This is a genomic window from Candidatus Chryseobacterium colombiense (assembly GCA_029203185.1).
Classification (GTDB): Bacteria; Bacteroidota; Bacteroidia; order Flavobacteriales; family Weeksellaceae; genus Chryseobacterium; species Chryseobacterium colombiense.
This window is the reverse complement of record CP119310.1, coordinates 2,610,001-2,625,206: the sequence shown is the minus strand read 5'-3', so window position 1 is coordinate 2,625,206 and position 15,206 is coordinate 2,610,001. Positions and strand designations below refer to the sequence as shown.

Genomic DNA, 15,206 nt, shown 5'->3' with positions numbered 1-15,206 from the left:
AAGAATGCAGAGTTTTGAGCTGTTCTTAGTGGGGAAAGGGATTTCTATTTTTTACGTGAAAATAGGGTTAGGTTTCCTGTTCTCTTTTTTAATTACTTTTTTTTCTATTCCTACCATCATAAAAATTTCCAGAAGAAAAAATTTAATGGATGAGCCTGGAATAAGAAGTTCTCATCTGAGAAAGATTCCGAATCTTGGCGGAGTTGCCATGTTTTATTCTATCGGAGTCTGTGCTTCTATTTTTGCATATGAACTCTTTGAGCTTTATAAGTTTTTATTTGCATCATTGGTTATACTGCTTTATGTTGGAATCATGGATGATATTGTAGTAATGAGAGCTTACAAGAAACTCATTGCACAGATTGTGGTGTCGTCATTAATCGTGATTGGCTCGGATATCAGAATCAGAAGCCTTTTTGGGATTTGTGGTATTTATGAAATTAATTACTATGTGAGTGTGGTATTCAGTATACTTACTTTTATTGTATTAATTAATGCATTCAATCTTATCGACGGCATTGACGGTTTGGCGGGAGGGTATTCTTTGATATGCAGTGCTCTTTTCGGGATCAGTTATTATCGTTTGGGAGAGTATAATTATCCTTTAGTTGTTTTTTCGGCAGTAATTGTGGGGTCAGTTTTGGCATTTTTATATTATAATTTGTCCAATTATAGAGCCACTAAGATATTTATGGGAGATACAGGATCTATGTTGTTAGGATTTCTGCTTGCATTTACCAGTATTTGTTTTATAGATATTTTTATTGATAAGACAGATCCTGCAGTACCTCGTTATCATTTGCCTGCGGCTCCTGCTGTTGCTGTTGCAATTCTTATTTTACCAATTGTAGACACGTTGAACGTCATGATGATAAGATTGGTTAATCGGAAATCTTTGTTTAAAGCAGATAAAAACCATATTCACCATAAGCTTTTAAGACTTGGTCTTACCCATAGAAGATCTTCTTTTTATATTATTACTTACTATCTTTTCATAATAATTGTTGCGAATTTCCTAAGACATATCAATGTAGGTCTATTATTGACTATTGTTTTATGTTTAGGATTTATTGGTGCATATTTACCAAATTTTGTATACTATTTAAGAAATAATGTAAAGAAATAGTTTTAATTTTTATTTTTGCAAACAACTTAAATCTGATGAAGAATTATAAAAATTTATTCCTTTTGTTACTGGCTTTTGTTATGACGTCTTGTATCACAACAAAAGAAGTGCGATATATGCAGCCTAATGAGAGTTTGGTGATTAATGAAGAAGGGCTTGTTCCATACAATATACCGGTATATCGAATTACCAAAAACGATATCCTTAATTTGAATATTATTACAACTCCTAAAGGAGATGCCGCTCAGTTTTACTCGAGTTATAATACATCAGGAGGAACAAATTCAGGGCAGATTGCAAATAATGCAATGACAAGCATAAATAACGGTAACGGAAGCCATGGTGGTAACCTTAATTTTTATTTTAATGGTCTTAAGGTAGACTCAAAAGGTGATATCAATGTATTTGGAATTGGTTATATTAAAGCTGAAGGGAGAACTATTGAAGAGATCACTCAGGAAATCCAGCTGAAAGTAAATGAAAATTTTCAGGATGGAAAATCTGAAGTGCGTTTAAATACAGACGGTATTACCTATTATATTCTTGGAGATGTAGAAACAACTGGAGTTACAGGAGAAAAAGTTGCCCATAAAAATACACTTACCATTACGGAAGCTCTTGCGATGAATGGTGGGCTTAACAGAACGGTTGACAGAAAAACAATTGTGATTCATAGAAAACTTCCGGAAGGCATCAAGATTGCTAAAATAGATCTTACCCGTGAAGATGTGATGAATTCTCCCTATTATTATGTTCAGAACGGTGATGAAATTTACCTGAATACGAGAGCGAAAAGCTTGAATGGTTTTGGAAAAGACCCTATACAAACTATAACAACAGGAGTTTCTCTTCTTACAACGGCTTTGTCAATCTACTTACTTATAAAAACACTGTAATCATGATTCCCGAAAAATATGTAAGTCTATCGAAAAATGATTCCTCGAAAGATATAAGTGGGGCTTTTTCTTTATTTGATATAGAAAACTTCATAAGAAGGATCATAAAGAACTGGTATTGGTTTGTTTTGATGTTTTTTATTGGATACTCTCTTTCATGGGTGTATAGTAAATATTATGCACAAAATATTTATGCGTCCAATCTGTCCTTAAGCGTTTCTAACAATACGGCAAGTTATTTTACCCCTAATCAGTCCATCAACTTTATCTGGGGACAAGGAGGTAATCAGGATGGGATTTATCTTAAAAAAATGCTTTTGTCCAGATCTCATAATGAGTTTCTGGTAAAAGAATTAGGGCTTTTTGTGAACTTTTCTACAAAAGGAACTTTAAAATCTACTTATTTAGATAAAAATGATTCTCCGGTATTTTTAGAGATTGATAGAAAACATTTACAGCAGGTTAATTATCCTATTACTTTATTACCAAAAGGAAATAACTCTTACGAAGTTGTGCTGCCGGAAGAAGGTCATTCAGGGAATTTATATAACTATGAAATAGAAGGTTTCCAAAATATCTCCGAATTTCCTAAACCTGCCAATAAAACGATAAAATTAAATGAATGGTATACTTCTCCTAATTTAAGATTTAAATTAGTACCGAACCCCGTTACTCCTGGCATAAAGCTGGATAATATTATTGTGAATTTAGAAACGGTGAACCAGACGGTAAACGGTATTGTTTCAACCATTAATGTTGATTTTGATAAAGAAATCAATACCATTATGATTATTACAAAAACAGGATTTAATCTGAATGGAACCGTTAATTTCTTGAATAAATCGGTTGCTGAACTTCAGAAAAAAAGATTGGCGGATAAAAATATTATTAATAAAAATACAGATTTATATTTACAGAACAGCTTAAACGAGATCAGGAAAAAACTTGATTCAAGTGCATTGGTACTGAACTATTTAAAGACATCTGAAAAATTATATGACATTAAAGACAGAGATGAAAAATCTTTAAATAAAATAAAAGATTTGGAATCTAAAAAGGCAGATCTTCTAAGCAAAGTAAACTCACTGAATTCTATCAGAACGACGATCGATAGTCAGAATTTTGACAAAATGATCAGTACAGGAGCTGCAGGATTTGAAGATGGTTTCTTTAGTGCATCCATATCTGAACTGAAAGCGCTTTATCTTAAAAGAAGAGAAATGGCTTCTATCTATAAGCCTAATTCTGAGCCTATGATTGAAATCAACAGGCTGATTAATGAAGCTAAGTCTGGTTCATCAAATTCGCTGAGAAACTACTACACTCGTTATTATGATGAAATTAATAAAATTGATAAAGAAGTAGCAGCTGCAAATTCCGACCTAGTCGCTTATCCTGAAAAAGAAAGAAAGTATCTTGATGCAGAAAGAGGGTATAACATGATTGAAGCTACTTATAACAGCTTGTTGGGAAGACAAAATGAAGCTCAAATGAAAGTGGCTACCAATCAGTCGGATATAACGGTTATTGACCCAGCTAAAAATTTGGGGCAATTGCCTGTAGGACCAAATAAAAAAGGAACTGAGCTAGGAATTATAGGAGGTTTTTTATTTTTACCGTTACTGTTTATTTTCGTAGGTGAAGTTCTGGATAATAAAATTAGAAATATTAAAGAGCTTTTAAATGTTACAAAAATACCAATGCTGGGAGTAATCGGTAATAATAATAACGAAAATATGCTTACCGTTCTTCAGTCTCCAAAATCTTCTGTTTCAGAAGCATTTAGAGGAATAAGAGCCAATATCAGATTTTTATTAAATGAAAACCAGAAAAGCAAGGTTATCCTGATTACTTCCTCTATTGGAGGAGAAGGTAAAACATATGTTTCGATTAATTTAGCTTCTGTATTAGGATTAAGTGATAAAAAAACCATTTTACTTGGAATGGACCTGAGAAAGCCTAAGATTTTCGGGGATTTTAGTATTGATAATAAATACGGAATTTCTAACTACCTTACTGGTGAGGTTTCGATAGATCAGATTATTAATAAAACAAAGATTCCTAATTTAGATGTAGCTACTTCAGGGCCTATTCCACCTAACCCTTCAGAACTTTTAATGAGTGAAAGAAATATTGAGTTTCTTGAAAAGCTTAAAGGAATGTATGATTTTATCATTATAGATTCTCCGCCGGTAGGATTAGTAGCAGATTCTTACGAACTCATGAAATATTCTGATGCTAATATTTATGTAGTTCGTCATGAGTATACCGAAAAATATATGCTTAAGATGATTACTGAGAAATACCATAATCAAGAAGTAGGAAATTTGGGTCTTGTTTATAACGACTATAATACAAAACAAGGTTATGGCTACGGTTATGGCTACGGTTATGGCTATGGTTACGGCTATGGTTATGGTTATTTTGATGAAGATAAAAACTATAAAGAACCACTATTAATTAGAATAAGAAATAAAATACAGCAAATATTGAGAAAGAAGTAATATTTTAGCATGCTGTAATAAGTGAATTTTTGAAATGAATTTCTTCTTTATGCAGAAAAAGAAATAATTTGAGGACTTTGCCGTTTACTTTATAACAAATTATGTTTTTTTGTTTATTTTTAACTAAACATTAAGAATATCATTAATATAAAAATGTTTTATATTTGCAAAAATTAATTTTTAAAATAACCATAAATCCATATTCTTTTATGAATAAAAAATTATTGTTTAGCTTTCTTACCGTTATGGGAACAATGGTAAGCATGAAGGCACAAAGAAATGAATTGGGAATCCGACTGGGTATGAGTAACCTGGTAGGTGATGTAGGAAATACCAATTATATTTTACAAAAACCGTTGAGTATGGATAGAGTTTCTGATTGGGGAGTTCCGTTTTATGGTGGTTTATTATATAGATTTAATTTTAACCCTTATCAAACGGTAAGACTAGATTTGGGATACAATCAAATTCAGTTTAGCGATAAAGCTGCTAAAGAACAATATAGAAGAAATAGAAATGCTTTTGGTAAAAATAATGTTTATGAGGCTAGTTTAAGCTTTGAATATAACTTTTTACCAGTGAATAATGAGCAGATGGGAATGTTGAGCCCTTATATTTTTGCTGGGGTAGGAGCTATTATGTATGATGCTCCGAAAACTACTTTAGTGAATGATTTCAGAAGAGATGCAGATGGAGTGGCACAAGCGCCAATTAATGAACAGGATTTTACTACCACTCCGGTATATTCAACAGGGAAGAAAATAGCAATGCACGTTCCTTTTGGAGTTGGTTTGAAATATAAATTCAATCATAACTGGGCTGTTTTTGCGGAAGCAACATTCAGGTTGACTCTGACAGACCAGTTGGATTATAGTAAGGTTTTACCAAAAGATGTGAAATCAACATATAATTCTGATATCTTATCTCCGGGAGGAGGTTCACTGTTGGGAACAGGAAATTATTACATTGTGTCTCAGGAAAGAGAAGCTGCTTACAAAGGAACTAGAACTATCGGAGATGGAGACTCCAGAGATTGGTTGAATACTTTCAGTTTAGGATTGACCTATTCTTTTGGAAGACCTCCGTGTTATTGTGATTAATCAAAATATGTCGTTGTTAAAAGATAAAATAGATCCCGAAAACCTCCCACAACATGTTGCCATCATTATGGATGGAAACGGAAGATGGGCAAAATCTCGGGGAGAAGAAAGAACATTTGGTCACAAGAATGCCATTGATGCGGTAAGAAATGCTATTAATGCTTGTAACGAAATTAATATTCCTTATTTAACCCTCTATACTTTTTCCTCGGAAAACTGGAACCGACCAGATGACGAAGTAAATACATTAATGAATTTACTTATGGAAACTTTATTGCTTGAAGCTGAAGAGATTTTTAGCAAAGGGTTAAGAATGCATGTGATCGGGAATTTGGAAAAATTGCCCCCACTTGTAAAAGATCAGCTGTTAAGAGTTATAGAACTCACCAAAAATAATTCAAAAGGAAATCTGATTCTTGCAATTAGTTATGGCTCTCAAAATGAAATTTTGAATTCGGTAAAAGAAATCAGTACCGATGTGAAAAATGGGAAGCTTGAGGTAGATAAAATAGATGAAAAAGTATTTGAAAGCTATTTGTATACAAAAGATTTCCCACCTGTTGATTTAATGATCAGGACAAGTGGAGAAGTAAGGATCAGTAATTTTCTACTTTGGCAGATTGCCTATGCTGAATTACAGTTTTTAGATATACTTTGGCCAGACTTTACAAAAGAGATTTTCTTCCAATGTATCTTAAATTATCAGAATAAGGAAAGAAGATACGGGAAAACCGGAGAACAAATAAACGTTCAGTAAAAGAATTAAGAAAAGAAAGACTACGATAAAATGAAGTTTAGATTATTACCCATCATAATGTTTGCTGCTTCTGCACATTTTTATGGACAAGTAACACCGCAGGATAGTACAAGAGTAAGCTCTTCTGTACATGCAGAAAATCAAGCAGGGACATATACGTTAAAGGATATCGTCGTTGATGGGGTTAAAAAATATACACCCGCTCAAATTCTGAGATTTACAGGATTAATGAAAGGTGAGTCTGTAGATATTCCGGGGCAGAAGATCAGTACTGCTGTAAAGAAACTTTGGGATACTCAGTCATTTTCCGAAGTGGAAGTATATGTTGAAAGTATTGAAGGAGAAACGATTGTTTTAAAATTCTATCTGCAGGATTTAAAAGAACTTGGTGAAGTAAAATTTACAGGAAAAGGAATTGGTAAGTCTAAAAACGAGAAACTTGCTAAAGATAATAATCTAAAACCTGGAACTAAAATCACACAGAATTTGGTTTCAAGTTTGAAAACAAATATTCCGAAAGATTACGTTAAGAAAGGATTTGCAGATGCTAAAATTACCATTAAGGATAAAATAAATGCAAGTGATCCTGCCTTAGTGGACTGGACGATTGAAGTTGATAAAGGAAAAAGAGTCAAAATCGATCATATTGAATTTGAAGGAAATAAGAATGTTACCGATTCTAAGCTAAGAAAAAAAGCGTTCAAAGAAACGAAGCAGAAAAGATTCGGAATTGGGGGGATTCTAAAATCTTCCAAATTTGTTGAAGATAAATACCAGGAAGATAAGCAAAGCCTTATCAGTTATTATAACTCTTTGGGATATAGAGATGCTGCAATTGTTTCAGATTCCGTATGGAGAAACAAAAGAAACAATTACGAGATCAACGTAAAATTGAGTGAAGGTAAACAATACTATATTGGGGATATTACTTTCACGGGAAATACTGTATTTGCAACAGAATATTTACAAAGAATTTTAGGATATAAGAAAGGAGATATTTACGATGCTGTAGGATTCAATAAGAAAGTAGGAGAAGACGGTGGTAAAGAAGATGATTCTGATATCAAGTCAATCTATATGAATAACGGATATTTATTCTCTAATGTAACTCCTGTTGAAAAATCAGTAGATGGAGATAAGATTAATCTTGAGATCCGTATCAACGAAGGCGAAAAAGCTACTTGGAATAAAGTAACTTGGAGTGGAAACGTAACGACTCATGACCACGTTATTCTTAGATCATTAATGACAAAACCGGGAGAACTATTCAGGAAATCCGATATTAAGAGAACGTATTTTGACCTGGCCGGGATGTCATTCTTTGATCCTCAGCAGGTAGGACAGGATATTCAGCCAAATCCACAGGATAATACTGTTGATATCGGTTGGAAACTTGTGGAAAAAGGATCTTCACAGGTACAGTTACAGGCCGGATACGGAGGAAATAGCTTCATTGGAACATTAGGATTAACGTTCAATAATTTCTCATTAAGAAATTTCCTTAAGTTCAAAGACTTTAGACCTGTTCCTCAGGGTGACGGACAAACGTTGTCTATCCAGGCACAGGCAGGACAGTATTTCCAAAACTATGGTATTTCATTTACAGAGCCATGGTTGTTCGGAACAAAACCGACTGCACTTTCTGTAAGTTTGAATACTTCTAGAGTAAATTACAGTGATGCATACGGAAACTCTCAGAAATTGAATATTTTCTCTGCTTCAGTAGGGCTTAACAGACGATTGGGCTGGCCGGATGATTACTTCTCATTGTATACAGGTTTACAATATCAGAAATATAAGTTTAGTAATTATCCATTTGAATTTGGTAATACTACTGAATATTATGGAAATGCAAATAACCTCAGTATAAATTTAGGATTAAGCAGAAACTCTGCGGGTATTGATCCAATTTTCCCAACAGTAGGTTCAAATGTAGAACTTACAGCTAAGTTTACACCACCGTATTCATTGTTTAGTAACAAAGACTATTCAACAATGAGTCCTGTAGATAAGTATAAATGGATGGAATTTTATAAAGTGAAATTCAAAGCAGATATTTATAACGAAATTGCGGGGAAACTTGTGTTAAGGTCTTCTGCTGAGATGGGATTCATGGATGGATATAACAAAGAACTTGGTGCACCGCCTTTCGAAAGATATTATGTAGGAGGTACAGGTTTATTCGGAGGAAGATATGACGGTAGAGAACTTATTCCACTAAGAGGATATGAAAATGCATCTACTTACGGAGGAACATCTGAAGATATTACTCAACGAGGAGGAGGAACTATCTATAACAGATTTACTTTGGAATTGAGATATCCGATTTCAATGAGTCAGACGGCTAAAATCTATGCACTTACTTTTGCTGAAGGAGGAAACGTATGGAACTCTTGGGGTAAGTATAACCCTTTCCAGCTAAAGAGATCAGTCGGAGTTGGGGTAAGAGTATATATGGGAGCATTTGGACTTATCGGATTTGACTTTGCATATGGATTTGATAAAACAATCAATTCAACAGATCCTTCAGGCTGGAAGACCCATTTCTTGATGAACCAATCTTTATAATAATATGAAGAACTTTAAGACCATTTTCGCTATTTTTTTCCTGATATGTTTTGGAATTTCAAATGCCCAAAAAGTAGGTGTTGTAGATACTCAGGCCATATTAGATAAACTTCCGCAGTATAAAGAAGCAGAAGCGAGATTAAACTCGCAGATTGATACTTGGCAGACAGATCTCCAGAACCTTCAGGCAGAGTATGAGAAAAAAAGGTCTGCTTTTGAGAACGAAAAAGTTCTGTTGATAGGAGATCAGTTAAAGCTTAGGGAAAAAGAAGTGATGGATCTGGATAAAAATATTAAAACAACGACAAGCTTACGTTTTGGTACCAATGGAGAAATTAGTAAGCTGAGGGCCAATCTAGTTCAGCCTTTTCAGGATCAGATCTGGAACGCGATTAAGACGATGTCTGAAAAAAATGGATTGGGCATAGTTCTTGATAAAAGTAACGACGTTAATGTTATTTTCCTTCAAAAAAGATTTGATTATACAGATAAAGTCTTAGATATTTTACTAAAAGGAACAACAACAAAAGAGAAAAAGAATTAGAATTTCCTTAAAAAGTATAATTAAATTTGTTTTGAAATTAACTTTTATTGAAATTTGCAATCTTAAAAATTAAATTATTTATTTACCAATTATGAAAAAATTAAGTGTATTATTTACAGCAATAATGATGGTTGTGTCTGTAGGTATGGCAAAAGCTCAAAAATCGGCTACTTTAAACGTTGCGGCTGTTCTTAATGCGATGCCTGAAAAAACTAAAGCAGATGCTGACCTAAAAACATTTATCGATAGCAAACAAGCTGAGATTAAAAAGAAAGGAGATGCTGGTCAAGCAAAATTAAAGCAATATTCTGAAGAAGCTTCTAAAAAAACTGCTGAAGAAAACAAAGCAAGAGAAGCAGAATTGCAAAAAATTCAGGAAGAAATTGCTCAAATGCAGGATAAAGCAATGAAAGACAGTCAGGCAAAACAAGATGCTTTATATGCTCCGATTGAAACAAAATTAAATGCTGCTATTGAAAAAGTAGCAAAAGCAAACACAATTGATTTTGTATTAGATGCTAATTCGTCTGCTCTTATCTACAAAAATGGTCCAGACATCACAGCTGATGTTAAAAAAGAATTAGGTCTTAAATAATTTTAGAAATTAACAAAGATTTATAAAATCAACCACCTCTAATCGGGGTGGTTTTTTTATTTTTGCACAATGGAAAAAGAAGTATCAACAACGGTAAAAGTACGCTTTAGCGACTGTGATCCAATAGGTCACCTAAACAATGTGAAATATTTGGATTATATGTTCAATGCAAGAGAGGATCATGTGGAGACATTTTACGGGTTTACTTATGAAGAATATACAAAGAAAACTGGCTGTACTTGGATCGCCATTCAGAACGAAATAGCATATCTGAAAGAAGTTAGATACAATACATCTGTTGTTATTAGCAGTAAAACAATCGATATTCAGGATAGAACTGCCAAAGTTGAAATTCTAATGAAAAGTTTGGATGAAAAAACAATTCATGCAGTATTATGGGTTACTGTTATTTATTTTAATGTAAAAACAAGAAGATCTGAAGTACACCCGGAAGACATAAAAGAAACATTCCATAAATTCTATATGGACCTGGAACAAAAAGACTTCCAATCAAGGGTTAAATTTTTAAGATCTCAAAACGCAAAAAACTCATAATATAAAGATGAAAAAAATATTAGTAATAGGCAGTAACGGACAATTAGGAAGCTGTATAAAACATATTGCAGAGAATTTTGAAAATAAATATGAATTTATATTTACAGATTCACAAGCTCTTAATGTGACAAATTCAGAGCAGATACAAAGTTTCTTTTACGATAATAAACCGGACTTTTGTATCAATGCTTCCGCATATACCGCAGTAGATCTTGCAGAAAAAGAACCTGAGAAAGCTTTTGCTGTAAATGCGGAAGGTGTTGCCAATATCGCAGAAGCTTGTGCCGAGTTTAAAACTGTTCTTATCCATGTTTCCACAGATTATGTTTTTGATGGAGAAACCAACCTGGATTATGCAGAAGATGATTTTACCAATCCAATAGGAGTTTATGGACAATCGAAACTTAAAGGAGAAGAATTAGCTCTAGATATCAATCCTAAGACAATCATTTTAAGAACGTCCTGGTTGTATTCAGAGTTTAATAAGAACTTTGTAAAGACAATGTTGAATTTGTTTTCTCAAAAAGAAGAGTTGGGAATTGTGGCAGATCAGTTTGGGCAGCCAACTAATGCCAACGACTTGGCAGAAGCAATAATGGAAATCATCGAAACTAAAAACAAAACATTTGGTATCTTCCATTTTTCAAACTACCCCGAAACTACTTGGTTTGAATTTGCTCAAAAAATTGCAGAATTTTCAAAATCAAGTATTAAACTAAATCCACTGACAACCGAGCAATATCCAACTCCGGCAAAAAGACCGAAGAGAAGTACTATGTGTTTAGATAAAATAGAGAAATTTTATAAAATAGAACCTAAGCATTGGGAAAATAGCTTAGAAGATTGTGTTGAAGTTCTTACAAAATAAAATAGTACTATGAAGAATTTTTTGATAATAAGTTTTATTACTCTTGTCCAGATTGTAAATGCTCAAAGTGTTTTTCTTACTAAAGTTGAAAAGACACATGATAATACAGATCAGACTTTATTTAAAATAAATGACGAGATAAAAGAGGCATCTTATTTGGGAGAAATAGAAGTTCAGGGTTTTTCAAAAGATGATGCGGCTGTGTTTTCTTTAATATATAAAAAAGCAAAGGAAATCGGTGCCAACGCTTTTTCATTAAAACTTTTCGAAAATATTGATGGTTCTACTCAATCATTTAATCCCTCTAATTACAGATTCAACCTTTATTTTATTTCAAGAGACAAGCTTTTAAATCAAACCGGAAATATTTATTTGTTTGCTTCTTCAGATAAAGAGCAAAAAATAAGCATTAATAAAAAAGACCTTATTCTAGAACCCAGAAGTTTTTTTGTTTTAAAACCTAAGAATGAAGAGGTGTATGTTATTTCTACCAGAAAGCTTTTAGGTTCTACTATAAAACTGCAACCGAGATCTAATGATGGAAATCAATACTTTCAGATGTCTTCAACAAAAATAAAATCCGATGACTCAGGAAGAGGAGGGTTAAATTTAAAAAGTGGGGATATTGTTGGTCTGGAGAAATCTTACGCAGAATTTCTAAGTACAATATATAAAGAACATAAGCAAAGTAATTAAACTTTGCTTTTTTTATTTCTTAGTTTGAGCATGATTTTCTTTCTACTCATAACCTCTAAACGTTAGTTTAAAAATATTTGGTCACGGAGTCAGCTAGTTAAGTTCAAATATGAATTTAAATTTAATTTTATGTTAAGTAAGTTTGGAAGTGTAGGGTTAAAGTCTTTATCTTTGCCCCACTGAAAACGAGAGTATATCAGTAAGCGCAGAAGAGCCTTTAGATGGGCAAAAAGATTAAGAAAATCACTTTAGGATACGAAGAGAAACAATCAAAAATTTTTAGAAATAAAAGTTGCGGGAGTTAAAAATTTTTGTATCTTTGCAGTCCGGTAAAACGGGAAGCGCAGGAGTGGGATTGAATGGTAAATAAAGAAATTAAGGTCATCAAAAAACTTTAAAAAATTCTCAAAAAACATTTGGTCATAAAGAAATAATTTTTTACTTTTGCACTCGCAAATACGGAGCGCCACTGACAGAGAGAGTGCTTCGGAAAAAGCGAAAGATTGGAAGATCATTGACATACAATATAACAACCAAGTAAGGAAAAACTAAAGCGTTAAAAACTTTGAGTGAGTCAGACAAACATACAATGGAGAGTTTGATCCTGGCTCAGGATGAACGCTAGCGGGAGGCCTAACACATGCAAGCCGAGCGGTATTTGTTCTTCGGAACAGAGAGAGCGGCGTACGGGTGCGGAACACGTGTGCAACCTGCCTTTATCAGGGGGATAGCCTTTCGAAAGGAAGATTAATACCCCATAATATATTAAGTGGCATCATTTGATATTGAAAACTCCGGTGGATAAAGATGGGCACGCGCAAGATTAGATAGTTGGTAGGGTAACGGCCTACCAAGTCAGTGATCTTTAGGGGGCCTGAGAGGGTGATCCCCCACACTGGTACTGAGACACGGACCAGACTCCTACGGGAGGCAGCAGTGAGGAATATTGGACAATGGGTGAGAGCCTGATCCAGCCATCCCGCGTGAAGGACGACGGCCCTATGGGTTGTAAACTTCTTTTGTATAGGGATAAACCTTTCCACGTGTGGAAAGCTGAAGGTACTATACGAATAAGCACCGGCTAACTCCGTGCCAGCAGCCGCGGTAATACGGAGGGTGCAAGCGTTATCCGGATTTATTGGGTTTAAAGGGTCCGTAGGCGGATCTGTAAGTCAGTGGTGAAATCTCACAGCTTAACTGTGAAACTGCCATTGATACTGCAGGTCTTGAGTAAGGTAGAAGTGGCTGGAATAAGTAGTGTAGCGGTGAAATGCATAGATATTACTTAGAACACCAATTGCGAAGGCAGGTCACTATGTCTTAACTGACGCTGATGGACGAAAGCGTGGGGAGCGAACAGGATTAGATACCCTGGTAGTCCACGCCGTAAACGATGCTAACTCGTTTTTGGGGCTTCGGCTTCAGAGACTAAGCGAAAGTGATAAGTTAGCCACCTGGGGAGTACGTTCGCAAGAATGAAACTCAAAGGAATTGACGGGGGCCCGCACAAGCGGTGGATTATGTGGTTTAATTCGATGATACGCGAGGAACCTTACCAAGGCTTAAATGGGAATTGATCGGTTTAGAAATAGACCTTCCTTCGGGCAATTTTCAAGGTGCTGCATGGTTGTCGTCAGCTCGTGCCGTGAGGTGTTAGGTTAAGTCCTGCAACGAGCGCAACCCCTGTCACTAGTTGCCATCATTCAGTTGGGGACTCTAGTGAGACTGCCTACGCAAGTAGAGAGGAAGGTGGGGATGACGTCAAATCATCACGGCCCTTACGCCTTGGGCCACACACGTAATACAATGGCCGGTACAGAGGGCAGCTACACAGCGATGTGATGCAAATCTCGAAAGCCGGTCTCAGTTCGGATTGGAGTCTGCAACTCGACTCTATGAAGCTGGAATCGCTAGTAATCGCGCATCAGCCATGGCGCGGTGAATACGTTCCCGGGCCTTGTACACACCGCCCGTCAAGCCATGGAAGTCTGGGGTACCTGAAGTCGGTGACCGTAAAAGGAGCTGCCTAGGGTAAAACAGGTAACTAGGGCTAAGTCGTAACAAGGTAGCCGTACCGGAAGGTGCGGCTGGAACATCTCATTTTAGAGCGTCTTTAGACGTAAAACAAAATTAGTGTCCTAGACACAAAGTACTTATTCAAAGTAAAGCTTTAGTTTTTTGTTTGGTTGGTTTATAAGTAAAAAGATAAAAGTAAAAAGAGCCAAGTAATTGGATCGTAAAAAATTACTCATTACTAATTACTTATAAATATATAAAAAATAAAACCCACTAGAAATTAGTAAAAGGGAAAGAGATTGAGAAATGGACAGGAGGAAAAGGATTACTTATTACTCATCACCCATTGCTCATACAAAGTCTCGTAGCTCAGCTGGTTAGAGCGCTACACTGATAATGTAGAGGTCGGCAGTTCGAGCCTGCCCGAGACTACTAATTAAGGCGGCTGGCAAATGGCTTATAGCTTATGGCAAAAAAGCCCGAAGCAATTAGCAATAAGCCAACAGCAACTAGAGGGGGAATTAGCTCAGCTGGCTAGAGCGCCTGCCTTGCACGCAGGAGGTCAAGGGTTCGACTCCCTTATTCTCCACAGTTTTGGAAGACTGATTTAAAAGTTACGGATGGAGCCAAAAACAACATCTGTTCATCAGTCGGAAAAGAAGAAATTAAGATCATTGACATTAACGGTAAAGACATCACAAAGAGAAAACCGAGCACTTATAAGTGCTTGAGTAACCTAAAAATAGGAAAGAAATCGTTAAGGGCGTATGGCGGATGCCTAGGCTTTCAGAGGCGAAGAAGGACGTGGTAAGCTGCGAAAAGCTCGGGGGATTGGCACACACGAATTGATCCCGAGATGTCCGAATGGGGCAACCCGGCTAGTTGAAGACTAGTCACCTCGTAAGAGGAGCAAACCCGGAGAACTGAAACATCTAAGTACCCGGAGGAAAAGAAATCGAAGAGATTCCGTAAGTAGTGGCG

Annotated in this window: 11 protein-coding genes, 2 tRNA genes and 2 rRNA genes (1 of these 15 running past the window's edge); all 15 read left to right on the top strand. The window is 35.3% G+C overall.

Translation table 11 applies throughout. From position 1 onward, the window contains the following. Positions 1–4: 4 nt before the first annotated feature. The gene (locus P0Y62_11695; protein ID WEK68513.1) at positions 5–1,126 is read left to right on the top strand and encodes an MraY family glycosyltransferase; all 1,122 of its coding nucleotides are present in this window, start codon (positions 5–7) and stop codon (positions 1,124–1,126) included. Between the two features lie 35 nt (positions 1,127–1,161). Beyond that, the gene (locus P0Y62_11690) at positions 1,162–2,022 is read left to right on the top strand and encodes a polysaccharide biosynthesis/export family protein (protein ID WEK68512.1); all 861 of its coding nucleotides are present in this window, start codon (positions 1,162–1,164) and stop codon (positions 2,020–2,022) included. Positions 2,023–2,024: 2 nt separating this feature from the next. Further along, positions 2,025–4,526, top strand: coding sequence for a polysaccharide biosynthesis tyrosine autokinase (locus P0Y62_11685; protein WEK68511.1), 2,502 nt, complete (start codon positions 2,025–2,027; stop codon positions 4,524–4,526). A 209-nt stretch (positions 4,527–4,735) separates the two neighbouring features. Next, positions 4,736–5,626 carry a DUF6089 family protein gene (locus P0Y62_11680; protein WEK68510.1) on the top strand — a complete coding sequence of 297 codons (891 nt, stop codon included), beginning with the start codon at positions 4,736–4,738 and terminating at the stop codon, positions 5,624–5,626. 7 nt (positions 5,627–5,633) lie between these two features. Next, on the top strand, positions 5,634–6,383 hold the full coding sequence (uppS, locus tag P0Y62_11675) for a polyprenyl diphosphate synthase (protein WEK68509.1): 750 nt from the start codon (positions 5,634–5,636) through the stop codon (positions 6,381–6,383). 30 nt (positions 6,384–6,413) lie between these two features. After that, positions 6,414–8,951: an outer membrane protein assembly factor BamA gene (bamA, locus tag P0Y62_11670; protein WEK68508.1), complete on the top strand. Its 2,538-nt coding sequence runs from the start codon at positions 6,414–6,416 to the stop codon at positions 8,949–8,951. A 4-nt stretch (positions 8,952–8,955) separates the two neighbouring features. Continuing rightward, complete coding sequence (locus tag P0Y62_11665) at positions 8,956–9,495, top strand: OmpH family outer membrane protein (GenBank protein WEK68507.1); 540 nt, start codon at positions 8,956–8,958, stop codon at positions 9,493–9,495. 91 nt (positions 9,496–9,586) lie between these two features. Beyond that, a complete protein-coding gene (locus tag P0Y62_11660; GenBank protein WEK68506.1) occupies positions 9,587–10,090 on the top strand; it encodes an OmpH family outer membrane protein in 504 nt (167 codons plus the stop codon). A 69-nt stretch (positions 10,091–10,159) separates the two neighbouring features. Then, positions 10,160–10,645: an acyl-CoA thioesterase gene (locus P0Y62_11655; GenBank protein ID WEK68505.1), complete on the top strand. Its 486-nt coding sequence runs from the start codon at positions 10,160–10,162 to the stop codon at positions 10,643–10,645. A gap of 7 nt (positions 10,646–10,652) precedes the next feature. Then, positions 10,653–11,513: a dTDP-4-dehydrorhamnose reductase gene (gene rfbD, locus P0Y62_11650; GenBank protein ID WEK68504.1), complete on the top strand. Its 861-nt coding sequence runs from the start codon at positions 10,653–10,655 to the stop codon at positions 11,511–11,513. A 9-nt stretch (positions 11,514–11,522) separates the two neighbouring features. Then, on the top strand, positions 11,523–12,209 hold the full coding sequence (locus P0Y62_11645) for a hypothetical protein (GenBank protein ID WEK68503.1): 687 nt from the start codon (positions 11,523–11,525) through the stop codon (positions 12,207–12,209). A gap of 586 nt (positions 12,210–12,795) precedes the next feature. Then, a 16S ribosomal RNA gene (locus P0Y62_11640) occupies positions 12,796–14,312 on the top strand. 271 nt (positions 14,313–14,583) lie between these two features. After that, positions 14,584–14,657, top strand: a tRNA-Ile gene (locus P0Y62_11635). A gap of 83 nt (positions 14,658–14,740) precedes the next feature. Then, a tRNA-Ala gene (locus P0Y62_11630) sits at positions 14,741–14,814 on the top strand. Positions 14,815–14,972: 158 nt separating this feature from the next. Then, positions 14,973–15,206 (top strand): 23S ribosomal RNA (locus tag P0Y62_11625) (it continues 2,519 nt past the right edge of the window). The 16S and 23S rRNA genes sit together here with 2 tRNA genes alongside, the layout of an rRNA operon.

Excerpts from the sequence above, each read along its gene's own strand:
- P0Y62_11690 (WEK68512.1), top strand. The coding sequence starts at position 1,162 with ATGAAGAATTATAAAAATTTATTCCTTTTGTTACTGGCTTTTGTTATG.
- P0Y62_11655 (WEK68505.1), top strand. The coding sequence starts at position 10,160 with ATGGAAAAAGAAGTATCAACAACGGTAAAAGTACGCTTTAGCGACTGT.
- P0Y62_11680 (WEK68510.1), top strand. The coding sequence starts at position 4,736 with ATGAATAAAAAATTATTGTTTAGCTTTCTTACCGTTATGGGAACAATG.
- P0Y62_11645 (WEK68503.1), top strand. The coding sequence starts at position 11,523 with ATGAAGAATTTTTTGATAATAAGTTTTATTACTCTTGTCCAGATTGTA.
- uppS (WEK68509.1), top strand. The coding sequence starts at position 5,634 with ATGTCGTTGTTAAAAGATAAAATAGATCCCGAAAACCTCCCACAACAT.
- bamA (WEK68508.1), top strand. The coding sequence starts at position 6,414 with ATGAAGTTTAGATTATTACCCATCATAATGTTTGCTGCTTCTGCACAT.
- P0Y62_11665 (WEK68507.1), top strand. The coding sequence starts at position 8,956 with ATGAAGAACTTTAAGACCATTTTCGCTATTTTTTTCCTGATATGTTTT.
- P0Y62_11685 (WEK68511.1), top strand. The coding sequence starts at position 2,025 with ATGATTCCCGAAAAATATGTAAGTCTATCGAAAAATGATTCCTCGAAA.
- rfbD (WEK68504.1), top strand. The coding sequence starts at position 10,653 with ATGAAAAAAATATTAGTAATAGGCAGTAACGGACAATTAGGAAGCTGT.
- P0Y62_11695 (WEK68513.1), top strand. The coding sequence starts at position 5 with ATGCAGAGTTTTGAGCTGTTCTTAGTGGGGAAAGGGATTTCTATTTTT.
- P0Y62_11660 (WEK68506.1), top strand. The coding sequence starts at position 9,587 with ATGAAAAAATTAAGTGTATTATTTACAGCAATAATGATGGTTGTGTCT.